We start from the raw sequence: 26,029 nt of genomic DNA, 5'->3' as shown, positions 1-26,029 counted from the left end.
GCTTCTGTGATAGGTTAAAAGCAGGCGTTCCGGGATTTTCAGGGCATCTATTGGAACTCCCCTCCTTTCTGCAACATAGCGAATGGTGTCCAAGGGGCTAAATATGGGGTCATCTTCCTTCGCCATCATAAAGCTTAGTTCTCTCCAAATTTAAATTTTGAATATCCAGTCATTATCCCTTATGCTTATATGATTTTTGAAATTATCTACACTCATAACAGCAGTTTTTGAACTGTTATTGATTAGTTAATTTTAAATATGCTTTGCACGCATTATCGAGGTTAACCTTAATGATGAGCGGAACTGGTGAGCATAATGGGAAGAGCTGAGTTTTTCAGCGATAGAAGGTCGAAGCGCATCATCCCATACGTTAAGGAGGGTAGGATTGTTGAGCTTGGTTGCGGCACCGGCGCCACATTATCGGTCCTCTCCAGAGCTTTTCCAAAAAGCATAATCGTTGGCGTGGATCATGAAATGGATCGTTTAGAGGTTGCTAGTAAAAGAAAACTGGAAAATGTTATATTAATAAAAGGTGATATAACGCAGAGGATTTTTCCATCCTCATCCTTTGATACTGTTATTTTCAAGTTCTCTTTGCATGAAGTTTACTCCTCACAGGGCGATGAGGGCGTTGAAAAAGCCTTACATAACGCGCATGAAATTCTAAAGGATGATGGAGTTCTAATAGTCTATGATCACCTCAAGCCTAACCCTCAAAGAGTTGAGTTCAGGATAAAGCAGGATGTTTACAGGATGAAATTTGAGAGATTTGTTGAGGAATTCGCCCCGAGAAAAGTGAGGTATGAGATGAAGGACGAGTGGATAATAATGGATATATCGGATTGCCTTGAATTCCTGACCAAGTATAAGGGATCAAGATGGCAGGAGGAGATGAGGGAAACGCACTTTTTCTACACAGAAGAGGAGTTCAGACAGATGTTAACAAATTCAGGGTTCAACATTGTTCATGTGAGGAAATACGGTTTTGAAAAAGATATTTGGAGGGAGAAGACATCGATCTTTGAGGTGAATTTTGAAAATCCAAAATGTTACATATTGATAGTAGCAGGAAAACTAATGTAGAATTTTCACTGAAACTGTCAGAGTTTTTCGATCTCTGATACTGACAATAACTCACTGTTTTAATGGCATTTTGGGTAAAGCCTCCTCGAAAAGATCCTTGATGGATTCACGTAGATTCTTCTTGGATTCAAGATGATTGGACCACCAGTTTTCCATGATTTGCTTGAGCTCCTCCGGATCGTATAGGAACTCCTGCCTCGATTCCGTCTTCCACATCTCTATATCCCTGATGGGATCGTCAAAATCGAGTTTGCTCAGCATTTTGGCTTCGATTAGGGCTTGCTGAGCTACTAAATCATTTACACATTCAGCCAGAACTTTTCTGCGTATATCCTCCTGATATGCTATGTCTGCGGTATTCAGATGGGCTATCTCATGCGTGAGGCCGTGCAGAAACACTGGCAGCGGGGCTTTAGCAGCCTCGAAGGTGATTGATCCCTCTTCGGGGAAGGCATCGCCATGTCCATCAGCAATAGGCTCCACGAAGAATACCTTTATCTCCTTGATATTCCATTCAAGCCTGCTTGCCGAGCATATCCCCCTAAGAATCTCCTTTCCATGAATTTTCCATGCTTGTAAGAGCGGGGAGACGTTATTTTTCAGAGAAGGTAGGATGGCCTTCCAGTGATCCTCATAGATTTTCATGCTCTTCTGCAGGAGCGGGAGGATAATGTGTTCTCCCAGTCTCTTAACTTTGACGTTTAAATTCCCCCTTCCACACATGAATGCCCTCAGGTCCCAAAATAGATTTGGTAAAGATAACGCTTCCCGCCATTCCTCAAGAAGTTCTTCGCTAAAGTACTGTTTTTCTGCTCTCATTTTTATTTCATGGGCATGTAAAGCCATCTCTATGGCATAAACAGTGGCCACATCAAGAGAGAATTTAAATGAAACCTTTGGAAGCTCTGGAAATACATCGGGCATTAATAATGGCAAGGTAGAATTTAGAAAAACTTTTCGGCAGATTACTGGGGCCTTATTATGCCCTCATATTCCTGCTTAATGACTTAGTAAGCTGTTGAAGCTTAATCTATTGCTAATTTTATAATCTTCTTAACCCATGTAGTTATAAGGTCTAGTTCCTCTGGTGTCGGATTATAGCCAGCGTGAACAACTTGATTTCTAAGCTTCCAAAATGCAGAGGGAAGCTCTTTTTCGAGCTTACTAACCTTAACTCCCTTATTTTCCAAGATCCTTAATAGAGCTTTGTATTTGTCAGCGAAATCCTTCCCGTCCATTTTAATACCCTCTTTTTGTAGTTTTCTATTCACAATGATTTCCATAGCGCTCAGATAGCATATTGCGACAGCCCACCTTTCACTCAGGCCAATGAATTTATTGCTTATCAGTTCTTCTATCTGGGCTATTCCTGTTAATGTAAGCGATAATGCATCGGTAAGAAGAGTTATAGATAAATTCAAAGAAGATATTAATTCGGTTATGCTTCTCCGAATATCGATATCTGTGTAGTAAGATGTCTCATCTAATTGATGAATCACAGAGTTCACGGAAGAGATCAGAGAAGTGAAACGATGATCAATTTCTTGTTTCACTTCATATATAAGCAGAATATTCTGCAAAGAACTATCTGGTTTTAATTGCTCCAAATAAGTTTTAGTTAGTTTAGAAAGGAAGAACCAAATTCTCTCCGATGACAATCTAAGATCAACTAATATTTGTCTCAAAGAAAGTCTATCTATCTTTTCTTTACTAATCTCTATGTTTAGCTCTTCAGCATAACCCTTAATTTTTCCTAATTCTGCTCTTATTTCATCCATAGGGAAAACATCACCTGGTATGCATCTTATGAAGCATCTCTTCTGCAATTCCAAGGTTGCACTTCAGCCCAGCTTCTGAGCATTTAAGAGGCTCTAAACTCAAGCTCTTAGTATACCTCAGACAGCTCGGTATGTACCCCATACTCTAATGTAAGGCTAGTCTTAATATAAACTTTCCTACTTTATTCAAAATTACTTCTTACTTCATTTGCATATATACTCAGAAACAAAATTGGGTATGATATACCAGAAAAGCTTATAAGGTACTTATCTCCTATACTTACATGGTGAGAACATGAGTATCAGAAGGTGGAATATAGGAGAAGGTCTTGAGAATTGGGTCAGAAAGAGGTATATTGTGTTGCTGGACGAACTTGGTGACGAGAAATTTACAGCAGAGAAGGCTGAAGCAATTCTTAGATCAAGAGGCTTGGAGATCGAGAATATAAACAAGTTAATTTCCGTTTTGAGAAAGAAAGGTCTTCTCAGAGCTGAACCAGACCCAAATGATGCCAGAAAAGCAATATACAGTTTTATCTTCCCATCTAAACTCGAGTCTGCTGGAACTCCTGGGAAAGATGAGATCTTAAGGCTTCTCAAAAAGTGTGCTGACCTTATAAGGACGGCTGTTGACTACAAGGTCCTTCTTCTCTTCCTCTTCTACAAGGCAGTAAGCGATAAATGGGAGAAGATAAAGGAGAATTATGAAAAAGAGGGACACTCTGAAGAAGAGGCATTTCTTCTTACAAACAGTGAGTACATAGAACTATATGACGAGAACGAAAAGAAGCTTTACACGTGGAATGAAGTGATGAAAACAGAGAACATTGGAGAAATAGGAAATGCAATAAAGAAGATATCCAGCATGAATGAAAACCTTGATAGACTTGAGAAGCTGGCTGAGGTTCTAGGATTCTTTGGGTTCATAAGCGATGAGAACAGGCATATAATAGGGAAGATTATCCAGGAGTTTAACAGCTATGACTTCTCAGATGTAAGCTATGATGTTTTAGGGGATGCCTACCAGTGGATCCTCTCCTACTTTGCTCCTGAGAAAGCTAAGGAGGGGGAGACCTACACACCTAGGGAGGTGATAAAGCTCCTCGTCAACCTTCTGGATGTGGAGGATGGAAGCAAGGTTTTGGATCCGGCCTGTGGATCTGCTGCTATGTTGATAGAGGCATACAATCATGTTAAGGAGAAAAATGGAGGAAAAGAGGTATCAGTAGAGCTTGTTGGCCAGGAAAGGAACGAGATAATGGCGATAATAGCTAGAATGAATGCAATTCTACATGGAGTTGAGAATTGCAGGATAGAGATAGGTGATAGCCTGCTGAATCCAAAGTTTGATGAGGCCGATTATGTAATAGCAAATCCCCCTTGGAATCAAGATGGATACGATGAGGAGGACTTAGGAACCTGCCCAATAAAGCAGGCTTATAACACCTTTGTAAGTGGTGGATATCCTCCTGAGTCAAGCGCAGATTGGGCTTGGATTCAGTTGATGCTCTATCATGCTAGAAAGAAGGTTGGAATAGTCCTAGATCAGGGAGCACTCTTCAGAAAGGGAAAAGAAGCGGAGATAAGAAAGGGATTTGTCGAAAAAGATCTGATAGAGGCTGTCATACTGTTACCGGAGAAGCTCTTCTACAATGTTACTGCTTCTGGTATAATAATGATTCTAAACAGAAATAAGCCCGAGGATAGAAGGGGAAAGATACTCTTCATAAATGCCTCAAATGAGTATGTGCCTCATCCCTCAGTAAGAAGGCTAAACACATTATCGAGGGAGAACATAGAGAAGATAGTGGATGCATACAGGAGATTTGCTGATATAGAGGGCTTCTCCAGAGTTGTGGATAAAAGCGAGATCGCAGCCAACGACTACAACCTGAATGTCACGCTCTATGTCATGCTCAATGAGGAGAAGGAGGAGATAGACATCTTCAGGGAATTCCAGGAGCTGAAGGAGCTTGAGAAGGAGAGGCAGGATGTGATGATGAGGGTTGAGCAGTACATAATGGAGATAGCGAGGGCAGGGTGATAATATGATGTTCTATAAGGAGACCAACTTTAAAGAAACACCAATTGGAAAAGTTCCAAAAGATTGGATTATAGATAAGCTAGGCACACTATGTAGATTCAAGAGAGGTTTCTCGTATCGTAGCAGTCAAATCACCTCTAGCAGAACTCAAATAAGGTTTCTTACCATTAACGACATCGAGAAAGAAGGAGGGTTAAAGAGGGAGGCTGAAAAATTATATATCAGGGAAGGTGTGGAAATAGATCCTGAATTTTTCGTAGATGAAGGGGATGTGTTTATAGCTAATACCGATATGGCAAAAGGTTTCATAATAGGGGCACCTGTTCTGATGAAAAATATAGATGAAAAATACGTATATTCAATGGATTTGACTAAATTAATTTTTAATAAAGCTGAAGTTGATAGCGGTTTTTTGTTTTACTATTTAACACATCCGTCAATGCGTAGGAGAATGAAAGCGGCCGCTCAAGGAACTAATGTTTTACATCTGAACCATGTTATTGTCCGTAATTTCTTTATTCCTCTTCCACCGTTTCCAGAACAGCAAAAAATCGCTGAAATTCTCTCCACAGTTGATGAAGCTATCCAGAAAACTAATGAAATCATAGCCAAGACTGGGCGCTTGAAGAAGGGGTTGATGCAGGAGCTTTTAACGAAGGGAATAGGGCATAAGGAGTTCAAGGATACAGAGATTGGAAGAATACCGAAGGAATGGGAGGTTGTTAGACTTGAAACCATAGGTGATATTGTCAATGGTTTTGCGTTTCCGATTAAATATCAAGGTAAGAAAAATGGGAAGTATATTTTTGCTAAAGTTAGTGATACAAATCTGCCTGGAAATGAGAAGTACATCTCTGTTACGGAGAATACAATTGATGATGAAGTAGCAGAAAAACTCGGAGTAAAAATCTACCCTTCAGGAACTATTATTTTCCCTAAAATTGGAATGGTAATTTATTTAAGAAAAGTAAGAATTCTTACTAAAGCCGGAACATTTGATAATAATATAATGGGGATTATACCTAATGAAAAAATTATAAATAGAGAATTTCTTTATTACCTTTTACTTGAAAAAATCGATCTAACAAAGCTTATTGGAAAAACAACAACACCTTCAATAAGAAAGTCTGAAGTGAAAAAGTTAAAAATTCCTTGCCCATCACTATCAGAACAACAAAAAATTGTCGAAATTCTTTTGGCTATTGATAAAAAGCTTGAAATTGGAAGAAAAGAAAAAGTAAAACTGGAAAGGATCAAGCAGGGATTGATGGATCTTCTTCTTACTGGTAAAATAAGGGTGAGAATATGAGCGGGAGTCTGATTTATGAGGATTATGATGTCAATGATCTGAAGAGAAGGCTAGAAGGGCTGGGATGGAGAAATGGAGAAGAATATGGCCTTGCTGAATATGCATTTTTGCCCAACTTGATATATGATAAGGTCTTCGATGAGACATTCGAGAAGATAAATGAGAACAACATGAAAGATTTGAATGATAAGGAAAAGAAGGAGGTTCTGAATCAAGTAAAGGGGATTCTAAGGGCTTCTGGAGAAAAGGAAATCCTGAAATACCTAAAGTATGGTATAGAGGTCACAGTAAAGAGGCTAGAGAAAAGAACTTTTATGCTTATAGATTTTGATAACTTGAAAAATAACGTATATTTCTATGGACATGAGATAAGGTTTCCAGCCCAGCCTAGGGAGATAAAGCCGGATTTCACCCTCTTCATAAACGGAATACCTATCACAGTAATAGAGGTGGAGGCATCAAAAAAGCTTGATTCATGGCAGGATGGGATAAACCAAATAAGGAGGTATGAGGTACAATCTCCCGATCTTTTCGGGTTTGTCCAGCTTGGAATATGCTGGGCCGATAGAAAACTCTTCATCCCGACATATCCTAACTGGGATAAAGAAAAAAGAGTTCTACAACCCCAATCTTGGAAGATTGAGAGAGATGAAGGCTTTGAGGAGGACATAACAGATCTAATCAGGCCATCAACTCTTTTGAACATGGTTAGATGGTACACCTTCTTTAAGGAGTCCAAGGGAAGGACTGAGAAGATAATAGCCAGATATAATCAGTATAGAGCTGCTGAGAAGGCCTTTAACAGGGCATCTAACTATCTCATTAACCCATCGGAGGAGAACAGAAAGGGTCTTATATGGCACTGGCAGGGAAGCGGGAAGACATACACGATGTTCTTCATTGCAAACAAATTCTTTGAGAAGTTCTTTGAGAGACAACCCTTGGTCTTCTTTATATTGGACAGGAAGGAGCTTCAAAAACAGCTTTTTGAGGACTTTTTAAGCGGGATAGATGCCCCAAAGTTTGGAGACTACCTGAAAGTAATAGAGAATGTGGAGGAGCTGAAGAAGTTAGTAGTTGAGATAAAGAGAAGCGAGTACAAGAGGATAATAAGAAGAGGAGTATATATTGTCTTAATACAGAAGTTCAGAAGGGAGGATTTCGATGAGCTCCTCAGAGAGCTAGGAAATGGGTATCTTGAGTATCTCAGGGAGAACGATAAAAAGAAATATGAGGAGCTGATGAAGGAGCTTGAATCCCTCTCTGAAGAGGAGAGGGACAGAAGACTGAAGGAAATCGGGAGCATAGAGAAGAGGGAGATAATACTTCTCATAGATGAAGCTCATAGGAGCCAGTATGGAATTTTAGCATCCGTCATGAAGAACATTTTCAGGAACTCCGTCAGGTTTGCATTTACAGGAACTCCTGTCTTCAGATTTGAAGGAAAGAACACGTTTGCTGAGTTCTCAAATCCACCGAAGGAGCTTTATCTAGACATATACTTCATAAGGGATTCTATAGAGGATCGTTTTACCCTCCCGATAGTTTACGATGTGATCCAGGAGAAGGGAGATGTCAAGATAAAGCTGAGCGAGGAAGACATAAAAGCCTACATAGAGGAATGGAGGGAGATGTCAGAAGAGGAAGGAGGCAGTATAGCGGATGACATGGACAACTTCTTTGAACTAGGTGAGGAAGCCCTTAGGGTAGCAAGATCCGAGGTAAAGCGTCACCTTAACTATGTGAAGGTCTTTCTAACAAATAAGGAGAGGTTGAAAAAGCTCGCTGAATACATAGCTAAGAGGCTTAAAGATGACACTGAGAACTTCAAGTTCAAGGCGATGGTTGTTGCTGCAAATAGGGAGGCATGTGTTTATTTGAAGAGATTTCTAGATGAGGAGCTGATGAAAATATACGGAAATGAGCACCCAGATGTGGACAAGTGGACTGAGATAGTGATGAGCTACAACCAGAATGATATCGGCGATGTCCTGAACTATAAGCTAGAGCTTATTGAGAGAAGGGGGAAAACCGATATGAGCAGCATAAACTCGGATATACAGGGAGAGTTCAAGGAGAAAGAAAACCCAAGAATTCTGATAGTGACAGACATGCTCATAACAGGTTTTGATGCTCCAAAGCTAAAGGTTATGTACTTGGATAAGCCCCTCTATGAACACAGGCTTCTCCAAGCAATAGCAAGAGTAAACAGACCATATGAGGATGGAATTGTCAGGAAGAAGATGGGGCTCATAGTGGATTCTGTTGGGCTTCTCTCTCATATGAAGGATAGCCTGAAGAAGTTTGAGCTGATAGCAGAGGGAAGGATAGCTTCTGATTTAGAGAAGAATCTTCTAGGAGAGGTAAAGGAGAAAGTTGAGGAGTTTAAGAACCTGCTTGAGGAGATAAAAAGAAAGCTGAAGGAGTTGAAGTTAAATGGGATGGATCTGAGCATAGATCTGGATGAAATGAAGAGGAAGCTTAGGGAGGATGGGCCCGACCTAAACAAATACTTGGATCAAGTGGGCTCAAAGCTCAGCATAATAGCTACGCATTGGGATGATCCAGATATCCTGAGACTTGTAAATCTGATGAGGGATTCCATATATTCTTTTGGCTCTCTGGGATCAAACGAAGAAAAGATGCACTATATTCATGATATGAATGTTGTGACATGGCTTTATGGCAGATTTCTCCGTTACCTGAAGGGAAGGGAACTTCCAAAGGAGTTCTGGGATGGCCTAATAGAAAGAATACACGACAAAACTCTTATCGATGACTTTCACACGCTTATGAGGGTTGAGATAACGAACGAAAGCCTAAAAGAACTGATAAGCAGATTTGAGAAGCTCAAGGCAGAAGAAGTATTGCCTGAGAGGGAGATAGCAGATGCTTATCACATGCTGAGGTGCCTGCTTGAGGAGAGGACAAATCCCATCTATGATGAGGTAAAAGAGAGACTTGAGGAGCTGAGGAGAGAATGGCTTTCTAGGAACATTGAGCTCTCAGATGCATTTCGCTTAAAGAAGCTTGCTGAAATAAAGATAAAATATGACGAAGAGATCCTCAACAAGCCGGTTAAGGAGAGAATAGTCGAGACCGTGAGAATGCGAATCAAACAGAAGTTTAACGTAGAACCCATGCTTCAAGAATTTAGAAACTCAATAAATAAGGCCCTTAAATCAGCCAGGATTGTGGAAACCCACAGGAAAGAGATAAGAACAAGCCTGATGAAGGATCTATTCAAGGAGATTAAAGCTGAACCGAAGAATCTGAAGAAATTTGCAGAGGACATAACAGATGAATATGTTATTGAGGAGCTGAGGAGGGAGAAAGGATGAAGGAGATAAGGGCTGTCTTAGATGAGCTCAAGAAGGAGCTTGGGATGGAAAGGAGGATCAGGGTGGAGCTAAGGGAGATGAAGGTAAAGGCAGCATCTGTCTCGATAAAGAAGGGCGTTATAAGGCTGAACAGATATATAGTGTCTAATTCCGAGGAGAAATGCATAAGGTACCTGATTCTCCATGAACTAGCCCATCTAAAGCTTGGAAGCACAATTCATGGTGATGAGTTCTATAAAGTGATCTACAGTGTTATGGACAGGAATGATGTCGAGGACGCCGAGAGGAGGATAGTAAAATCGCTTATGAAGCTTAACGGGCTATCTCCGTTCTGAAAAGGTGAGATAAAAATGGTGGTAGTATTTGACATAGAAACAACTGGATTAGATCCCTATGAATGCGAAGTGATCCTCATAGGAATGAAGAAGAGTGATAAGATAAAACAATGGAAGGTATGGGAGATAGGAGATGAAGTGAAAATTATAGAGAGCGCCATTAAGGAGATAATGAGAATTCCCATAAATGTGACGATAATAGGATATAACAACTTGAAATTCGATGTCCCCTTCATGTTGGAAAGGCTAGAAATATTAGGAAAAATGAAACGCGAGTATTGGAATATATATAACAGGAAGTGGTTTGATTTATATCAATTTCTTGGCAACGATTACAGGAGTCTTAAGTTATGGTTACAACGGGCAGGAATAGAAAGAGATCATCCTGAGCTGGAAGGTAAGCAGATGCCTTATTTCTTCAAGCGCAGGGAATATGAAAAAATAGAGCAACATAATAAGGATGACTTAATCACGTCAGAAAAATTGTTCATGTTCCTAAAGGAGAAAAAACCGGAGCTTATACCCTTCGACTAAACACTAGAATGCCTCAGATATCATGGTTTCCTAGGATCACACGAACTTTGAGCTTATCTTCCTTCCCTTCACTTTCATAAAAACTGCTGTTGCTCCTTTCTCCCTAGCAGCCTTTCGAAGCCTACGTTTTTCCTTCCTGCTTAAACTGGACTTTCCACTTTTGACCTGTATAAGGAACTTTCTCCCTCCTTTTAATGCATAGAGATCATATGGACCCCTGCTTCCCTTGCTTTGTTTAACCAACCAACCCTTTTTCTCAAGTCTTTTCTTCACAATTCTCTCAGCACTTATTCCCTTTGAATAATTTGATTTCTTTCTCATAAGATTATGAGAAGTCATTTATATTTAAACTTAACTAGGCAGTAAATCTCACGCTTATCTATATTCCATTAACTAAAGATTTTGCATAAAGAATGTATAAATATAATCTACGAGTGAGTAGAGTATATCTAATAACCCATAAAGGAACGCAAAAACTTTCTAAATAGTGATTTCTTTCTCATACTTTCCTATTTTTCCTTCTTCTTATACAAAAAGCTTATTCAAGCCAACAGAATCATGACTAAGGAAATTTTGAGTTTGGATGCTTACATGGAGGGCTGGAATATCCTTAAACTGTTTAGGAGGGAGCTAAAGCCAGAGATGGAGGAGTACAGACAAAACAGGGATGAGCTTCTTAACAGAATTCATAAAGAAAATTGGGAAAGTCTATACTCCTATTTTCAGCCCATAAGTGTCATGGAGTTCTCAAACCTAGATGAGCTTAATGATTTCCTAGTGAAAAATGGATATCCCAAATACCTTCGCAGCTATGCTGAAATTCGATTACCGTTAATAACGATTAAACAGGAATATAAGATCTTAAAAACTTCCAAATATCCTGTACTACTAGCCCATGGTGTTCTTGAGAGATATTGTGACAATCACGTCGTAGCTCCTATAAAGAGCTTGATATTCTGCTATCTTCCTTATTTTCCTCATTAAAAGCCTTTATGGCTAATCCTAAAGCCTTCAGGCTCAGTGTGTGCAGGAATATCTCATCTGCTAGTTTAGCTGTCAATCTTTATAAGGAGAAAATATATATTACTATATCTAAGTTTAATTTTTAAGATAAGATTTATAAATTTCCTTGTTTCTATAAAGCCTAGGAAGGTGAAGCCTCATTGAAGAACCCGTTAAAGCTACGATCTAAAAAAGCTATAAACAAAGCAAAGAGGAGAATTCAATTAAGAGGAGATAAATTTGTAATCCTTGATTCTAGGGAACTTGAGCGAAGGAGAAATGAGCTAATTGAGTACTACAGAAATAAGTGCGATCGATTTGTCGAGACACTGAGAGGAAGGGAGAATCTAGAGGATAGAAAGATGATATGGAGGCACTGGAATCTTAGCCAAATACTCCCGGAAAAGCTAGTGAGAATACAGCACACCGGACCTTTAAGGATACTTGCATTTTCCGACTATAGAATTCATGATACTAATCTAATAGTAGATTTTGTAAATAGTTTAGAGGAAAAGCCCGATATCATCCTTTATGCTGGGGATGATACCAGAAGATTTTCTCCATTTCCACTAGATCTTCTGAAAATTTCTCCTTTTGATGAAGAACGCCCAAGAAGAGTGCAGGAAGCTACTGATGGACTTATATTCAGTATTCCCAAGTCCACATATAATGAGGGTTGTGTTCAAGAGGCGTTTTTAGCAACTCTTAGGATCGTAGAGAGGTTAAGCGATGTGCTGAAGAATTTAAAAGGTATTCCTGTGAAAGATCAAGAGATTATTCTTAAGAAAACTGTTGCCGAGGAATTCCCGTCTTTAATAGTAGAGGAGGAAGAGAAAGATGAAAAAAGGAAGGAAATAAGGATACTTGATGAATCCGGTGCTGAGATCTTAAGTATGGCTAGATATGAGGATATCATTATTATGCATAATTTCAATCTACTTTCTCGGTCATATGATGTCTCCAGAGCCAAGAAAATAGGGGAAAATAAGAAATACATCTATTTCTATATTCCTTTATCTGATCAGCCAGAGGAAAACATCTTTGAAAAACTTGCTTCTAACGCAAAATACGGTCTGGCTGCTGTGATAGGAAATGATGATTCATCAAGATCTAGGATATATGGAAATAAGGTTTTTGAGCTTCACAGCACATGGCTTCTTATAGGCTCGTTCCTGATAATAGGACTAGAAGGTTCTACATGTGGCATTGGTCCTTCAGGGAATTATCTAGAGGGAGATGTAAAGCTCAGGCTCGAGGTTGCTGGCGAGATTCTAGAACCAGGCTGTAAACTTATTTTAGTGTCTCACACTCCTCCAAGAGGTTTGCTTGACAGAGCTATGAGGTTTGGGGATGAGGCAATAGGCAGCTTAGCCCTGAGAGATTTCATAGAGGAGCGAGAGGATGTCCCCCTCGTTGTGTGCGGACATGCCCATAGATGCGGAGGAAAATATGAGAGGCTGAACAGAACTACAGTGGTGAACGTGAGCTCTCATGACGACTCATTCTCTAGAGCAAATGTTGCACTGATACACGTTGATGAAAAAGGCGAGGTCTCAGTGAACTTTAGAAAGCTCCCATCCCCTGTTGAGGAAGTTCTTAGGAAGAAAACCGAGGATGAATGCTTGGAAGCTCTTCAAGAACTTTCATTAACAAAAAATGAAGCGAAGCTTTTCATGGATATGTCCAGAAAGAAGGGTGATATATTTTTTGAGGATCTCCCTGAGCTAGCCAACCTGAAATTCAGGTATGGGTTCTCTTGGGACAATGCATTCAAGCTCTATGAACATGGGGTAAAGGCGCCACAGGATATAACAGACGAGATAGTTATGAATGTTCTGAGGAATAGCTCAGGAATTCATCAATTTCATTTGAAAAGAGCATACACAAAGGTGAAGAGGGAGCTGGAAAAAGGCAGGATATACCTTATGGAACCTATTCCTCTTCTTTCTCACAACAAAATAATAGTATATGATACTGAATATTATGGTAGCAGCGAGAATGTAGTCCTTTATGGATTTCTGGACATGTCCACAGGAAAGTTAAGTCAGTTCTGGTTTGATGAGGAGGATAGGGTCTTTGAATACCTTGAAGACAAGGAGAGGGATTATGTATTTATTCACTGGGGAGGAGCTGACAAAAAGATCCTGAAGGAGAGATTTTCCTATGACGCGCAAAATATAAATCTCCTCTATCATGTGCAGGTATCCCTTGTAGCTCCAACTTCATCCAGCTCTCTTCATGATGTTTTTGATGCCCTATGCGGTCATAAAGAGGATGAATGGTGGGAGAGGTTCTTCTATAATATGAGTGGATTTGACAAACTGGGCCTCTGCTGGCAAATCTTGAAAAATCCAAGCGATGATAATGCAAGAAAGGTACTCAGCGAGGCGAATAAAGCCGATATCCTAGCTCTAGCTCAAATTATAGAAAGAATAAAAGCTATAGAAGTTCATAAAGAGAATAATGCATAATTGATTTTAGTGGGACTCATAGGGATTATTTAAGGACCTTCCTGTAAATATAAGGATGGTATCTACTTTCACGTGAGTAGATGCCCTCCCTTGTGAACACATCAGGCTTAAAAAAGGCTGGTGTACTGATCTTTTGCCTTTCAAGCACATTTTCTATTGCTGAAAGCGTGCCAATTACTAATTTAGTGGCTAAAAAGGATGGTACATAAAATATCAGGACTGCTCTGTTCCCTTGCAAGGGCGAGGGTGCCTTTGATAAATAATCTAATCCGTCCAATTTTAGCACTTCAACGATTTCAGTAAATAATTTGCTATAGACTTTCTCGCTGGCAAATATCATCCACTTGCCCGTTAGCATCTTGGAAACATCTCTTATCCTACTTGCTGAAGGATGCTTATCCTCCGCCAATGTTCTCAGCTGTTCCCAAACCTTATCCAGTAGAAGATTGAGCTCGTCCATGAGAACTTCGATTTCATGCTTAGATAATTCCTTTTGAAGCTCTGATGTAATTCTACTTGTATTAAGGCCAGTAGAGCTAAGAAAAACCCTTGTTTCCTCAAGGGATCTAATTTCCATGTTCATATAGTTCGCTCCTATGTGCCAGAGCCAGCCTTTAAGTTGAAGAAAGTCACCATCTGACATTTCACCAGTAAACTCCAAATGTAAAATTAAATTTTTCTTCGCGTATTCCATTGTATAAGATTTCAGCTTTACCTCATAAATCCAGTGGCCTCTCGGGATTTCCTCTTATAAATATCATCAAGCTCCTCTCTTGTCATACATCTGTCTGTTGAGCCGACACGTATGTAAGGACATTTGTCCTTAAGCAGATAAGGCTTGTTCTTTCCTTCTTTCACCTCTATTAGGGTTAATGGTTTCTCTCGTACGTAGATCTCCTTTACATCAAAGTCTATGCTTGAAGGATCGCATCTTCCCCTAATCATCTTTGATAGCCAATCCTTTAGAGGCTCTCCTTTCTTCTCCTTTTTCCACTCAAAGCCTTTTATCTCTCCATTATCATCCACACCTATCAATATAATCCCTCCGGACTTGTTAGCGAAGGCGACTATAGTCTCAAGAAGATCCTCTTCATCATCTGCATTTAGCTTGAACTCGACTCTTTCATTTTCTCCTCGATAAATTATGTTTTCTAGATTTTCCTCTGTAGGCTCAAACTCAACCTGACCTCCATATACTGTTGGAAACCACCGGCTGTCTAGAACTTCCTCCTCTTTTGATATCAGCACAACATGCATGTACTTTATCTCATCATCCAGCTCTATAATGCCACTTTTTATATCAAAATCTCCGGTTCTATAGGTTTTTCCAACACCACAGCAGTACTTTCCAGCAATCTCATCCGGAGATATGCCGAAAGTATCAACCTCAACATTTACCTTCTTTTCGGAAAGGACCTTTAATCTTCTTATCCTTGCTCTATAGTCGGGGATTATTATCTCTGCTCTAAAATAATTATTCCATACAATCTCCATTTCGCTCTCAAAAGCGATCGAAAAATAGGGATAAAATGGAAGGTTCATGCGAGCAAGAGGTTCATGCTCGTGTATCGTTCCGCTAGGAAAGCTACTTCCTGAATAATAATATCTTATGCAGGGCCATTCTATTCCAATTACAAACTCTTGAGCATGCTGGCTATATATGATCTCTTTTCTCAATTCATCAATCCTATATTCGAGCTCAGGATCTCCTGGAATCCTAAGTATCCTAGTCTCCCTCGAATTTCTGAGGATCTTAAGAAAATCCTCCGCCAGGATGTATATCCTTCTGAAGATCACATCCCCATAGTTGTAGTTTCTCTCCTCCCCTTTCTCCTCATCCTTCTTGTGAGGAATAACTTTGATCGCCACTCCAATCCATATGCTCTCTCCTTTTTCATTTCTTCCTCTTACTGATGCACATCTTATCTCCACAAACCCATACTGATCTTTTCTTTTCTCAAAATCCTTAAGCATTTGGTCATATTCATCCATTGCCTCAACCATACGAAGAGATCACCTTATGCACTTTCTGACAAAGACAATATAAATAAGGTTTATGTAAATACTAAATATACATAGATATGCTAAGAGAAAAAAGGCATTAGAGTGACAAGAAAAAGTTTTACCATAATAGATGAGGTTCATAACTGGGAAGATTGATCTTAGCTACATGATAGAAGGTCTTTAAGATTTTCAGGAAGAAAAAAGCTAATCAAAAGGATGTCCTGGCGGTAATTGAGGCTCAGTATGTGGAAGATAAAATTTTTGCTTCCTCAGTTTCCCATTTCTCCTTTTCTTTTAAGTTCTCCGCCTTCAGAGTTATCATATGGGCTGACAGGATGTGTTTAGGGAAGTTTCTTGACGAATAAGAAGCAACAAGGACTTCATAAAAGAAGAGGCTCGGAATTCGGGGGCAAAACGTTAAATCATTTTTCAGAACATTTATATTGTTCTCATTACTTAAGTAAAATTATGGACACGAATATGGGAGCTGAAAGCGAGGAAGTAAGGTTTGAGGATCTGGATCTTGTTTATATCATTCCTTTTGACTTAGGGGCTCCCATTGAAGCGGAGGATCTGAAAGAATTGTTAGAACGGTTTTCTGAAAGATATAAAATGGTTGAGGGAATCTGGATCCCTCCTTCTGAGGAAGGTAGGCCTACACCACAATTTGTTTATCGTAAGGCAAAGGAGTTAGGAATCGAGGATGCGGAGAAGATCAGCATAGAGGAATTAATGAAGAATGAGAAGCTCAGAGAGGAGATTGATAAGGCACATACGATGTTTGAAGCGATATTCTCGGCAGATAGCGATGTACTTGATCCTGAATACCTAGAGTTGGGCCGGTATGCGAGGCTTAAATTGACCGACCTGAACGTGAGCATCAAGGATCCAGAGCTCAGCTATCTCAATGAGCTGAAATGCGAGCTGTACCTCCTCCTACACTGTGCTGGGATCTGTGTTTTAACATCGTGGATCCACCTGAATGGGAATTTCTCAACGGACGACCTGATAAAGATTGAGAGAAAGCTATATTATGCAGAATCCACAATTAAGGATCCATTCGAGAATATAAAAGAGGGAACACTGTATGAATTCATTGAGCAGGAAATTATTAAGCCTCTGTGGGCTGTTCTATTTGAAAGCGAGCATGGAAACTATGACACGGCTTTTTATGCGCTGAAAAAGGGCGATATAGCTGGAGATAAAATTAAGGAAAAGCTTAAGACATCATATTTTCCGGTTAGCAGAGTCGTGTGTATCAGAAAGCACAGGTGTAATGGTAAATGTGCGACCGCTGAAGACACTGTTGAAAGGCATTTAAAGGATATAGCTGGAATTTATGGAACCCATGGAGCTTGGAGATATTGCCGAGAGGATGCTACTAGGAAGGTTCTGGGAGAAAACCTTTCTCTTGATGTGCATTATGCAATATTTGTATCTGGTGCTGTATCCCTCTTTTTAGGCTCCACCACGCTGGATGAAGAGCTAAAATTTGCGAAGGATAAGGAGCTTGCGTACCGACTAGTGGAACTCATTCTTGTGCAGCCAGTGGAATTCTTGTCGCTGTCGGGCATGATCCTAAGGGTGTATACCTCAGTCTACAGAAATAAGTTCAGGGAGTTCAGGGAGAGGAAAAAGAGGGGAGAAATAGTGAGGCCAAGCGAGGTAGCAGAGATAAGAGAGGGCCTGATGGACGGGCTGGAGGAGTACAACAATGTCTCACTTTTTATAAAAGATCCAGAAAGGAGTATCATGGAGCACGGAAAGGAAAGATTAAGGCTTTCAGGCGAGGCTGATGCGCTTAAATCTCTGTTAAAGGAGCTGGATGACATGGCTAGAACTTTCTATGAAGAGGAAGCCCTGAAAGAACAGGTTGAATTAGCAGCCCGCCAGGAGGATCTATCCAGAAAGCAGGTCCTGCTGACCATATTGTTCGGCGTGTTCGGGGCATTCCAAGCATTGGAATATCTTGAGCCCAAGCTAGGATTCCCTTATGCCCTCGCTGTAACGTTGGCGATCTTTACCCTCATATATCTCTTCTACTACAAGCTCTATCCTTATATTAGAGGAAAGCTTCATCTATTTAGAAGGAAAAAGGCTGAATGAAACCCGGGTTAATTATCTCTTTGATTAGGATGCTGATAATCGGTATCCGGATCCGCTAACCTAGGAAATTGGTAGCTGGTATCGCAAAAGAAGGAGGATGGTGTAACATCTTCGTTCCCTATCATGATGTGTACTTAGATGAGCTTGAAGAGATAGTAATGAATACAAGAAGATCATGGAGTTGAACGCATTTTACTCAGCTTGCTTAGCATTAAGCAGGTTTCTAGAAATCTCTAAAGATTGTAGTGGTAAGCTGCTGTCATTTTCACTGGTCTAATGCAGCCAGTGCCAGAAATAGCATTAAAGGGATAAATGTTTTTATTTTCAGCTTGTTATATTCTTTGGGTGGCAGGATGAGCTTTGAGGAGACGTGCATAGCGTTGCAGGCAGGCATTGCATTAGAGGGAGAGATAAGAACTGAAAAAGGAACAATCAGGGTGAAGAGAAGGATAGGAGAGAAGCTGGCTTGGGACGTGGAATATAAAGGAGATGTAACTGGATCCGGTGACATAGAGGAGAACGAGGATGGAAAGTACTGGGTAAGTTTCACGGTTCAGAAGAAAAATGGGGTAGCTATACTGGTGGAAGAAGTCAATAGTCTGAAAGATGCAATTGAAAGGATAAAAGAGGTTGCGGAGGAGTAATTCTCACTTTTTTCATTGAGAGCTCTATATATTTCAGGCATTATCCCAGCACCTAGCTCGAAAGCGCTTTGATGACTTACAGAAATATATCTCCATGATATTGATCGAAATATTTATATGCTACAGTCTTCAGCATTACATGATGAGTGTTACAGTAACCGTGAGGATTCCAAAGGAACTCAAGGAGGAGGCCGAGAGGCATGGAATCAACATAAGCCATGTCCTGAGGAGGGCCCTCGAGGAGGAGCTGAGGAGGAGAAAAATTAAAGAAGCTAAGGAGGCTGCAAAGAGGGCTGGAGAGCTCTTCTCCAGAATTCCTGAGGAGGAGATCGTTAATCGGATAAATAAAGCAAGAAAAGAGAGGTAGAAGTCCTAGATGCAAGAGAGGAGATGCGCACGTGCGCATTAAGGTTAAATACAGATACCTCTTTATAGCATATGAAACTAAAAAAGGAAAACCTCAGCATGGCCGGAGAATATGCGGCGGCTAGTGAAATTTGCCGAAGGGATTTTTACGCCCAGGTGACATTAGGACATCGAAAGAAAACTGATATACTAGTATACAATCCGGATAGCGGTAAAGAAGTAAGGATAGAGGTAAAAACAAAACAAGGAAAGGAATGGCCAGGAATAAAAGGGATAAACGATAGACAAGCTTTACTAATATTTGTCGATTTTGAAAATAAGAGGGATACTGAGAGGCCTATTTTTACATCTTAACTGCGGACGATTGGCAGGATTTTCTCAAAAAATTTGTGATCAATCAGCCAAATTTCAAAGAATTAATCGACGGCTATATTCCTGTATGGAAAGATGGCTATAAAGGGACAAGTGTTAGGCCGCAGCAAATCGCTGAGCACAAAGAGAAGTGGGAGAAACTAAGAAAACTTTTGGCTTAAGTGAACAAATACGCCACATGCGTGTACATGCGCGAGTCGCACCTAGATGCGCTGCGTTGCACGCACAAGCTATAATTTTTAATATTAGCCCCTGGCATCCTTCAGGGAATAAAATGCCCTCCAGCAGAACGCATAACATCTTAAGTAATAGTTCTATCCTCCATCTGCATGCTTCTCCTCTTGATATACTGCGCGTGCAGAAGCTGAAGAAGCAATCTTTGAGGAGGAAAGTGAAGAGGAGCTGGGGAAGAGCAACAGCTACAAAAGGGTTTATGTACCAACAACCACTGTTTCCCCGCCAACAAGCTGCTTGAGTAACTGTATTGCTGAGAGAGCTGCTAAGTAGCTTGTTCTTGGGTTTCGTGGGTGCGGAATATTCTCAACCCTAATACTAATTGTTGATGCCACACCTTCAACGGCTATTTCGTGGATGTTCTTCTCTAGTCTAGGATCTGCGTACACCTCTACCCACGGTATCAGCCCTGATGCTAGGGCCAGTGCTGCAACAACGTTTACATTTGCTGGGAAGAGCTTAACTGCTATGTCTCCCCTGCCCTCAAAAATCTTTGCCCTCTCCCTCACCTCACCGAAGCCCAGCCTTCTCAGCGTCTCAGGATCAAAAGCCTTGACATTCTTGTACGTCCTTAGCACAACTCTCTTAACACCTGCGTTAGCAAGAGCCTTTACAGCATCTATACCTGCTATAGCTCCTGTGGGGATGTAAACCTTTGCTCCACTAACTCTAGAGGCATCCTTAACAGCTTTAAGTGTGTGCTCATCGAGCAGGGCACCAACACTTAGAACAACAACGCTTACTCCATGCTGGAGGAGCCTCGGAACATACTCCCTAACAGCTTGCTGAGAAGCTGCTTCAACAACTAGCTGCGGCTTTGCATTCAGCATACAGCCTAAGTTCCTGCACACACTAATATTAGGAAACTCACTGCAGAAACTCTTTGTGAGGTTCTCGCACCTCTCAGGACAGATATCCATTAGCGCTACTAGCTCGGTTTTTACATATCCTCTGCATATAGCCTCTACAAGGACGGAGCCTATAGCTCCACAACCTATTATCGCTACCCTCACCTCTTCTTAATCACCTCAACAATTTCGAGACTCATGTCAAGAGCCTTAGCTGATAGCGTTATATACCCACAGCTAATAACATCCACATCAAGCTTTGCGTACTCACCTATGTTCTCAGCTGTTACACCTCCGGACACCTCTATTACAACCTTGTTCCTCAAGCCTCTCCTCCTAAGCTCCTCGACAACTCTGGCAACCTCTTGAGGGGACATGTTATCGAGCATTACTATGTCTGCACCAGCCTCAGCAGCCTTTACAGCATCCTCAACTGTTGAGACCTCAATCTCTACCTTGTGAGCAAAGCTAGCTCTTGCCTTAGCCAGTTTCACAGCCTCTTCAATACTCTCAACAATCCTCACATGATTATCCTTAATCAGGATAGCGTCGGATAGAGAGAGCCTGTGTGTATCCCCACCACCCACAGCAACAGCCTTCTTCTCAAAGTATCTGAGCCCAGGTAATGTCTTTCTTGTTGCTGCTATTCTAACCCTTTGATTAACCCTCCTAACCATATCAACAAGCCTCCTAACCTCTGTAGCCACACCACTACAATGCATCAATATGTTGAGTATTGTCCTCTCAACAGCTAGCACTGTTCTTGCGTTGCCAACAATCTCTAGAACTGATGAACCCCTATCTACTGTGTCTCCATCTCTGGCAAGCTCCTTAACCTCTAGCCCAAGCCTCTTAAGGAAGTAGACAACATCCTCTATGCAGGCAACAACACCTCTCTGCTTGGCCACTACATAAGCCCTCACAACAGCACCCTCAGGTACTATAGCAGCTGATGTGGTGTCCCAGAGCGGTATATCCTCTTCTAGAAACTCGAGGAGCCTCTTAAAGGCTACCTCTTCGACCATGAGGGCTCCCTCCCCAGAACCCTGAACGAGTTCTCTATTGCTCTCTTTACCTTCTCAGCAATCTTCTTGGGGACCTCAACCCTGTAGACCCTATTCCTAAGGCTTGTGTATACCTTCTCAAGAGTTATCTTCTTCATGTCTATGCAGATGGCACTGGTTGATGCTGGTATGAATACCTTGTCTGGGTTCTCCTTAGCAAGCCTATGTATTATCCCAACTTCTGTACCAACAATTACACGTTTATAACCACAGCTATTAACAAACCCTACCATCTGGCTTGTGCTACCAACAAAGCTTGCTAAGGATCTTACCTCTGCAGGGCACTCTGGATGAGCAATGAGTACAGCGTCGCTGTACAGGGGCTTCAGAACCTTTATCTCCTCAGCCTTAAACATCACATGAACTGGACAGTGACTGTTTGGAGGAACAGGAATAACAATCTTGCCAGTCTTCTCAGCAACGTGCTCAGTTAAGTGCCTGTCAGGACCAAAGATAACAACGTCACTCTCTATAGCCTTCACAACATCTGCTGCATTAGCACTCGTAACAACGTAGTCAGCCTCAGCCTTCACAACAGCTGGGCTATTGACGTAGATAACCACAGGCGCTTTGGGAAACAGCTTTCTAGCCTTACGCACATCATCAATACCTATCATGGCGGCCATAGGGCACCTAGCACTTGGATCAGGGTGAAGAACCTCTGCAGACTCGTTAATCACAGCTGCTTGCTCAGCCATAAAATCAACTCCGCAGAAAACAATGAGCTTGGCATCTGCCTCCATGGCCTTTATCGACAGCTCTAGGCTATCGCCAACAAAGTCTGCTACATCTTGAATCTCGGGAGCTTGATAATTGTGCGCAAGAATTATGGCTTTACGCTCCCTCTTCAATCTAAGTGTTTCATCAATGAGGCTCCTTGCCTGCAAGCTTCATCGCCATCCAAATAATTAGTAAGAGCAATTTAAGCTTTAAGCAAGGTCTTAGTAGCTACTGTGTAAAGTGGTCGCTATCATCACTCTCTGAACATATGAGGACGGTGAAGAGCTCTAGAGCTCTGTACACCAGCTTATATGGCCATTCTACCCGATGGCAGGGAGGAATTCTGGAAGAACTGGGATACGGATGTACCGGGATTGGGGATACCTTTGCCCACGCATTTATCAAGGAATTACTACGATCCCGAGCTAAATGTGGAAAAGGGGAAGTTCTAGCTTACAGAATTATAAAAGATGCTATAGAAATAGGATTGGATTGGGCGAACCAATTGATATATGTAAAGATAGTGAATGAGAAGCCTGAAATCCACAATTTGACTAGCGATGAGATTTTAGCATCGAATGATACTCACTATGGAAAGAGGCAGAGAGAAAGATATTCACGGAAAAAAAAACATGAGCCTGTCCTCTCTTAGAGAATTGCAATTTTTGCTAATGAGAACGAGTTTGCAGTTAAAATTAAATCGAAGCTATCAGAGACTTGATAAGCACGCGAGCAACCAGTTTCCTGCATGCTGTTATATGAGGGAACCTCGTGCACTTCCACCTCTAAATGAGTTTAGACCCACAGGACAGCAGACAATGCATGGTATTCCACATCCCAAGATTTTTCGCCTGTTCTTGCACTTCCATCTATCAAAAGAACCCCTGCTTATTGCTTTCACAGGACATTTATCGATCCATATCCCGCAATTTAAGCAAGGCTCCTGTTCAATGGCTCATCTATCTTATTAGTGCCCTTCCAGCTCCTTTAACAGGCCTTCAAGCTCTCTTTCATGATTTTCCTTAAGAGTGAGAGAAGGTTTTTAAAGAGATTATAATTTACTGCATGGATCTTGAGCTTGGCTACAGATAAGCCTGTAAAGGATTTTGCTAGTGCTTTGGGCGAGGCTGTCGGTAAACTAATTGAAGATGGGATAAGAAGCATAGTTAAGAGCCTAGTTGAGGAATATCATATGGAGATCTATAGTGGAAAGTTATTTGATAAAATTGGTATAGATTTTGAAATCGATCTCCCGATTTTTAAAGAAGGGAAGCCAGTAGCTCTTATAGATATCAAGTATCTGCGATATAAGAAGCATGCAAGAGATAAAGGAAGCTGGATTGTTGTAGCACACAACAGACTTAAAGCGACATTTCCAACGATTAAAAAAAGCCTTGTCATTCTACTTGGAACTGGCTGGACCGACAAGGCTAAGAAGTTGATAAGCACATCTTGTACTGATATAATATCCGTCGATCCCCCCTTGCTCGACAGGATTCTCTCGGAGTATAATGTGAGATTCTCTTGGGATGAAAGGGATGAGGAAACTCCTAAGCTCTCATGGCAAAACTTTTGCAAGCTAACTAAGGAAGAGTTAGATGAGATAAAGGAGAGAATAATCGAGGAATCAGGTATTAAGGAAAAAATAAGGAACTGGTTTAAAAAGTATATTCTTGAAACAGACCCTGAGGAAAAGCTAAAGTTAGATTACACCTGCTGAAATTTATTTTTGAAATAGAATTAGACTTTCCCTTAGTTTGACTCCATGCCTTCTTCCAGCCTTAACAACGTAATTCCATTTTCCTCCTCTCTCCCTTAAGACAAAGATTTTGGCCTTTTTAAAACCGATACTCTTTCCTATTTTAGCAAGATATTCATCCGTGGGAATGTGTACGCCATAAGGAGCTGAATCTCCCAACACTATAGCATAATAAGCTCCGTCCTTCAGCACTCTGTACATTTCCCGCATTGCTTTAAGCATGTCATTGAAGTATGCAACGATCATTATGTCATAATCCTTTTTCCCACCTTTTGTATATTTTATCTTTCTAAGCTGTTCGGATGCCTTAATTAAGCTCTCTCTGACCTCAGAGTCCATCTCTTCATCTGGCATCAACCCTTCCTTCAGTCCGAGCTCCTTTGCCTGATGAGTACATGAAACGATGAGTTTTTTCCTTATCTTTTCACTTATCTCCTTCCATGAGGAGGCCCAGCCCAAGAAGTACAGCTCAAGCCTAGTTCTATCAGCATAATCGTAGTTATTCAGATAGGGTGGAGAGGTAAATGAAAAATCTATTGATTCAGCATCTATAAAATCGATTTTTCGTGCATCGGCCTCATATATCTGAGCTTCAACAGTAGGCATTTTAGTGACCTTTGCTAGGTCATCGAGCATCAACATCAGTTGATTTCTGAAGGCATCAAATACTTCTGGAACGGTATTTTTCCTTCTCTTTCGTGGGAGAACATAGGGCCAGCCTGTATCAGCAGGGGTAACTTTGCGTAATATGGCCACGAGAGCTAGGGTTAAAAAGTCCCTCACTCTCTCTTGATCAACTGAATCAACAACTTCTTTTACAGCATAGAGTTCCTTGAGAACTTTTTCAGAATAACACTTACGAAGAAGCTCAGGCTTATCGTTTATGTTGCAACTGGGGCTATTAATTTTTTCCCTAACCTTTACCAATGTATTTTGAATTTCTTCCTTGAGATTTTTCATGTCAAATTCCCAGAATGTCTTTACTCTAGCAACCCAAGCTAGAAATGGATGAAGCTCTATTCCTATAGAACGTATGTGCAAATTTTTTGCTACCACATTTGTCGTTCCACAGCCAGTAAAAGGATCCAAGATCAGATAATCTCGAGATACACCTACAGTTCTCATTACCATGCTAACAAGCTCGGCCGAAAAACCTGCCGGAAAGCGGAACCAACGATGTACTGGTAGATCCATATTATCTGAAAATGTAACTTTATTAGTTAAAGCACTTTCCAATATACTTTCTACGCTTACCCCCATCCATTTATCTAGGGGCTCGATCCACTTAGCTGTCAGCTCCTCGCATTCTTTTGTCATTTATTCACTCACTTATTTATTGAACTCATCTAGCTATTTAAGTCTATCACTTCTCTATTACTTTTCCAGCTAAGTAGATATCGTTGGATTGAGAATTCCTTCCCCTGTTAGTGAAATATGGTGTTCTTTGTTCTTATAAGTCGCCCTTCCAGCTCCTTTAACAGGCCTTCAAGCTCTCTTTCATGGTTTTCCAGATAATCGAGCCTGACTATATCATCATGAGCATCAACATCGCTCACCTTATCCTCTTCGACAAGCTTCATGAGGTCCTCAAAGCTCTTTACATTATACTTGGACAGGATCATCACCTTCTCAGCCCTAGCATGCCTCAACTCATCCAGAATGAGGTGTCTCAAGGCTCTTCTCTCAACCTCCTCGGCGGGTAAACCAAGATATCCCGCGAGCTTGGCGACAATAGAGCTTCTCATCTATCCATAATACTTATCGGATTTTAAAAACTTCACGCTTAAACGATTGTATGCATCTCTAAGAGCGCTAACAACATTAACTGCGCTCAAACTCCTCAGACTTGAGCTTTTCAATAATCTTGGGTAGCGAGATCATTACAAGCACCAAATAGCTTGCCTGCACGCTAAAACTCATAGGTTTAAATAATGAAGTGATCTGGCAAGTGATCGCTTAGTAATACAAGGAGAAAATGATCTTAATGTGGGAAAACGCAAATTGGCCTTATGCAG

At 40.9% G+C, this 26,029-nt stretch carries 24 protein-coding genes; 14 read left to right on the top strand and 10 right to left on the bottom strand.

Annotated features, from left to right (window positions below; all coding sequences use genetic code 11):
• The first annotated feature begins 315 nt into the window (after positions 1–315).
• Positions 316–1,083, top strand: a complete 768-nt coding sequence (locus D6D85_RS11705; RefSeq protein ID WP_237558843.1) for a methyltransferase domain-containing protein — start codon at positions 316–318, stop codon at positions 1,081–1,083.
• Between the two features lie 51 nt (positions 1,084–1,134).
• Here D6D85_RS11705 and D6D85_RS11700 read toward each other — a convergent pair whose 3' ends face one another.
• Together D6D85_RS11700 and D6D85_RS11695 are read right to left on the bottom strand one after the other, a co-directional pair.
• Entirely contained in the window at positions 1,135–2,007 is an 873-nt protein-coding gene (locus D6D85_RS11700; protein ID WP_125672221.1) for a hypothetical protein, read from the bottom strand.
• 101 nt (positions 2,008–2,108) lie between these two features.
• Entirely contained in the window at positions 2,109–2,915 is an 807-nt protein-coding gene (locus D6D85_RS11695; RefSeq protein ID WP_125672220.1) for a hypothetical protein, read from the bottom strand.
• A 241-nt stretch (positions 2,916–3,156) separates the two neighbouring features.
• Between D6D85_RS11695 and D6D85_RS11690 the strand changes: the two genes are divergently transcribed.
• Genes D6D85_RS11690 through D6D85_RS11670 form a run of 5 tightly spaced genes read left to right on the top strand, consistent with a single transcriptional unit; the run spans position 3,157 to position 10,424 of the window.
• Positions 3,157–4,905 (top strand): N-6 DNA methylase, encoded by a 1,749-nt coding sequence (locus D6D85_RS11690; protein ID WP_125672219.1) that lies wholly within the window; start codon positions 3,157–3,159, stop codon positions 4,903–4,905.
• Positions 4,906–4,909: 4 nt separating this feature from the next.
• On the top strand, positions 4,910–6,214 hold the full coding sequence (locus tag D6D85_RS11685) for a restriction endonuclease subunit S (RefSeq protein ID WP_125672218.1): 1,305 nt from the start codon (positions 4,910–4,912) through the stop codon (positions 6,212–6,214).
• Positions 6,211–9,555 carry a type I restriction endonuclease subunit R gene (locus D6D85_RS11680; RefSeq protein WP_125672217.1) on the top strand — a complete coding sequence of 1,115 codons (3,345 nt, stop codon included), beginning with the start codon at positions 6,211–6,213 and terminating at the stop codon, positions 9,553–9,555. The genes D6D85_RS11685 and D6D85_RS11680 overlap by 4 nt, the downstream gene beginning before the upstream one ends.
• A complete protein-coding gene (locus D6D85_RS11675; protein WP_125672216.1) occupies positions 9,552–9,890 on the top strand; it encodes a M48 metallopeptidase family protein in 339 nt (112 codons plus the stop codon). The genes D6D85_RS11680 and D6D85_RS11675 overlap by 4 nt, the downstream gene beginning before the upstream one ends.
• A gap of 15 nt (positions 9,891–9,905) precedes the next feature.
• Positions 9,906–10,424, top strand: coding sequence for a ribonuclease H-like domain-containing protein (locus D6D85_RS11670; RefSeq protein WP_125672215.1), 519 nt, complete (start codon positions 9,906–9,908; stop codon positions 10,422–10,424).
• Between the two features lie 36 nt (positions 10,425–10,460).
• Here D6D85_RS11670 and D6D85_RS11665 read toward each other — a convergent pair whose 3' ends face one another.
• Positions 10,461–10,745: a restriction endonuclease gene (locus D6D85_RS11665; protein ID WP_161969847.1), complete on the bottom strand. Its 285-nt coding sequence runs from the start codon at positions 10,743–10,745 to the stop codon at positions 10,461–10,463.
• Positions 10,746–10,982: 237 nt separating this feature from the next.
• Between D6D85_RS11665 and D6D85_RS11660 the strand changes: the two genes are divergently transcribed.
• Positions 10,983–11,408, top strand: a complete 426-nt coding sequence (locus D6D85_RS11660) for a hypothetical protein (protein ID WP_125672213.1) — start codon at positions 10,983–10,985, stop codon at positions 11,406–11,408.
• A gap of 179 nt (positions 11,409–11,587) precedes the next feature.
• Positions 11,588–13,897 carry a metallophosphoesterase family protein gene (locus tag D6D85_RS11655; RefSeq protein WP_125672212.1) on the top strand — a complete coding sequence of 770 codons (2,310 nt, stop codon included), beginning with the start codon at positions 11,588–11,590 and terminating at the stop codon, positions 13,895–13,897.
• Between the two features lie 25 nt (positions 13,898–13,922).
• Here the strand turns inward: D6D85_RS11655 and D6D85_RS11650 are convergent, their stop codons facing one another.
• Together D6D85_RS11650 and D6D85_RS11645 are read right to left on the bottom strand one after the other, a co-directional pair.
• Positions 13,923–14,591, bottom strand: a complete 669-nt coding sequence (locus D6D85_RS11650) for a hypothetical protein (protein WP_125672211.1) — start codon at positions 14,589–14,591, stop codon at positions 13,923–13,925.
• 17 nt (positions 14,592–14,608) lie between these two features.
• On the bottom strand, positions 14,609–15,901 hold the full coding sequence (locus D6D85_RS11645; RefSeq protein WP_125672210.1) for an AlbA family DNA-binding domain-containing protein: 1,293 nt from the start codon (positions 15,899–15,901) through the stop codon (positions 14,609–14,611).
• 468 nt (positions 15,902–16,369) lie between these two features.
• Between D6D85_RS11645 and D6D85_RS11640 the strand changes: the two genes are divergently transcribed.
• From D6D85_RS11640 to D6D85_RS11625, 4 genes are all read left to right on the top strand, one after another.
• Positions 16,370–18,007, top strand: coding sequence for a hypothetical protein (locus D6D85_RS11640; RefSeq protein ID WP_125672209.1), 1,638 nt, complete (start codon positions 16,370–16,372; stop codon positions 18,005–18,007).
• Positions 18,008–18,360: 353 nt separating this feature from the next.
• Positions 18,361–18,651 (top strand): hypothetical protein, encoded by a 291-nt coding sequence (locus D6D85_RS11635; RefSeq protein ID WP_125672208.1) that lies wholly within the window; start codon positions 18,361–18,363, stop codon positions 18,649–18,651.
• A 142-nt stretch (positions 18,652–18,793) separates the two neighbouring features.
• Positions 18,794–19,018: a type II toxin-antitoxin system CcdA family antitoxin gene (locus D6D85_RS11630; RefSeq protein WP_125672207.1), complete on the top strand. Its 225-nt coding sequence runs from the start codon at positions 18,794–18,796 to the stop codon at positions 19,016–19,018.
• A gap of 71 nt (positions 19,019–19,089) precedes the next feature.
• Complete coding sequence (locus D6D85_RS11625) at positions 19,090–19,371, top strand: hypothetical protein (protein ID WP_125672206.1); 282 nt, start codon at positions 19,090–19,092, stop codon at positions 19,369–19,371.
• Positions 19,372–19,820: 449 nt separating this feature from the next.
• Here the strand turns inward: D6D85_RS11625 and nadX are convergent, their stop codons facing one another.
• From nadX to nadA, 3 genes are read right to left on the bottom strand one after another with little or no spacing between them, the layout of a single operon-like run.
• Positions 19,821–20,636 (bottom strand): aspartate dehydrogenase, encoded by an 816-nt coding sequence (nadX, locus tag D6D85_RS11620; RefSeq protein WP_125672205.1) that lies wholly within the window; start codon positions 20,634–20,636, stop codon positions 19,821–19,823.
• Positions 20,633–21,496: a carboxylating nicotinate-nucleotide diphosphorylase gene (nadC, locus tag D6D85_RS11615; protein WP_125672204.1), complete on the bottom strand. Its 864-nt coding sequence runs from the start codon at positions 21,494–21,496 to the stop codon at positions 20,633–20,635. The genes nadX and nadC overlap by 4 nt, the downstream gene beginning before the upstream one ends.
• Positions 21,481–22,422 (bottom strand): quinolinate synthase NadA, encoded by a 942-nt coding sequence (gene nadA / locus D6D85_RS11610; protein WP_125672203.1) that lies wholly within the window; start codon positions 22,420–22,422, stop codon positions 21,481–21,483. Before nadA ends, nadC begins: the two co-directional genes overlap by 16 nt.
• 101 nt (positions 22,423–22,523) lie before the next feature.
• Here nadA and D6D85_RS11605 point away from each other — a divergent pair, with 101 nt between their 5' ends.
• Together D6D85_RS11605 and D6D85_RS11600 are read left to right on the top strand one after the other, a co-directional pair.
• A complete protein-coding gene (locus tag D6D85_RS11605; protein ID WP_125672202.1) occupies positions 22,524–22,907 on the top strand; it encodes a hypothetical protein in 384 nt (127 codons plus the stop codon).
• Positions 22,908–23,327: 420 nt separating this feature from the next.
• Positions 23,328–23,975 (top strand): hypothetical protein, encoded by a 648-nt coding sequence (locus D6D85_RS11600; RefSeq protein WP_125672201.1) that lies wholly within the window; start codon positions 23,328–23,330, stop codon positions 23,973–23,975.
• A 3-nt stretch (positions 23,976–23,978) separates the two neighbouring features.
• On the opposite strand, the gene D6D85_RS11595 is transcribed toward D6D85_RS11600, so the two are convergent.
• Positions 23,979–25,331, bottom strand: coding sequence for a DNA methyltransferase (locus D6D85_RS11595; protein ID WP_125672200.1), 1,353 nt, complete (start codon positions 25,329–25,331; stop codon positions 23,979–23,981).
• Between the two features lie 107 nt (positions 25,332–25,438).
• Positions 25,439–25,759: a hypothetical protein gene (locus tag D6D85_RS11590; RefSeq protein WP_125672199.1), complete on the bottom strand. Its 321-nt coding sequence runs from the start codon at positions 25,757–25,759 to the stop codon at positions 25,439–25,441.
• Between the last annotated feature and the right edge of the window lie 270 nt (positions 25,760–26,029).

Source organism: Candidatus Methanodesulfokora washburnensis, from assembly GCF_003947435.1.
Lineage (GTDB): Archaea > Korarchaeota > Korarchaeia > Korarchaeales > Korarchaeaceae > Methanodesulfokora > Methanodesulfokora washburnensis.
This window is presented reverse-complemented; position numbering and strand designations above follow the sequence as displayed.

Coding starts and splice junctions, on each gene's coding strand:
- D6D85_RS11590 (WP_125672199.1), bottom strand. CDS start 25,759: ATGAGAAGCTCTATTGTCGCCAAGCTCGCGGGATATCTTGGTTTACCC.
- D6D85_RS11635 (WP_125672208.1), top strand. CDS start 18,361: ATGAGCTTTGAGGAGACGTGCATAGCGTTGCAGGCAGGCATTGCATTA.
- D6D85_RS11665 (WP_161969847.1), bottom strand. CDS start 10,745: ATGAGAAAGAAATCAAATTATTCAAAGGGAATAAGTGCTGAGAGAATT.
- D6D85_RS11675 (WP_125672216.1), top strand. CDS start 9,552: ATGAAGGAGATAAGGGCTGTCTTAGATGAGCTCAAGAAGGAGCTTGGG.
- nadC (WP_125672204.1), bottom strand. CDS start 21,496: ATGGTCGAAGAGGTAGCCTTTAAGAGGCTCCTCGAGTTTCTAGAAGAG.
- D6D85_RS11625 (WP_125672206.1), top strand. CDS start 19,090: ATGAAACTAAAAAAGGAAAACCTCAGCATGGCCGGAGAATATGCGGCG.
- D6D85_RS11685 (WP_125672218.1), top strand. CDS start 4,910: ATGATGTTCTATAAGGAGACCAACTTTAAAGAAACACCAATTGGAAAA.
- D6D85_RS11700 (WP_125672221.1), bottom strand. CDS start 2,007: ATGCCCGATGTATTTCCAGAGCTTCCAAAGGTTTCATTTAAATTCTCT.
- D6D85_RS11650 (WP_125672211.1), bottom strand. CDS start 14,591: ATGGAATACGCGAAGAAAAATTTAATTTTACATTTGGAGTTTACTGGT.
- D6D85_RS11640 (WP_125672209.1), top strand. CDS start 16,370: ATGGACACGAATATGGGAGCTGAAAGCGAGGAAGTAAGGTTTGAGGAT.
- D6D85_RS11680 (WP_125672217.1), top strand. CDS start 6,211: ATGAGCGGGAGTCTGATTTATGAGGATTATGATGTCAATGATCTGAAG.
- D6D85_RS11645 (WP_125672210.1), bottom strand. CDS start 15,901: ATGGTTGAGGCAATGGATGAATATGACCAAATGCTTAAGGATTTTGAG.
- D6D85_RS11630 (WP_125672207.1), top strand. CDS start 18,794: ATGAGTGTTACAGTAACCGTGAGGATTCCAAAGGAACTCAAGGAGGAG.
- D6D85_RS11595 (WP_125672200.1), bottom strand. CDS start 25,331: ATGACAAAAGAATGCGAGGAGCTGACAGCTAAGTGGATCGAGCCCCTA.
- D6D85_RS11660 (WP_125672213.1), top strand. CDS start 10,983: ATGACTAAGGAAATTTTGAGTTTGGATGCTTACATGGAGGGCTGGAAT.
- D6D85_RS11605 (WP_125672202.1), top strand. CDS start 22,524: ATGAGGACGGTGAAGAGCTCTAGAGCTCTGTACACCAGCTTATATGGC.
- D6D85_RS11690 (WP_125672219.1), top strand. CDS start 3,157: ATGAGTATCAGAAGGTGGAATATAGGAGAAGGTCTTGAGAATTGGGTC.
- D6D85_RS11705 (WP_237558843.1), top strand. CDS start 316: ATGGGAAGAGCTGAGTTTTTCAGCGATAGAAGGTCGAAGCGCATCATC.
- D6D85_RS11670 (WP_125672215.1), top strand. CDS start 9,906: ATGGTGGTAGTATTTGACATAGAAACAACTGGATTAGATCCCTATGAA.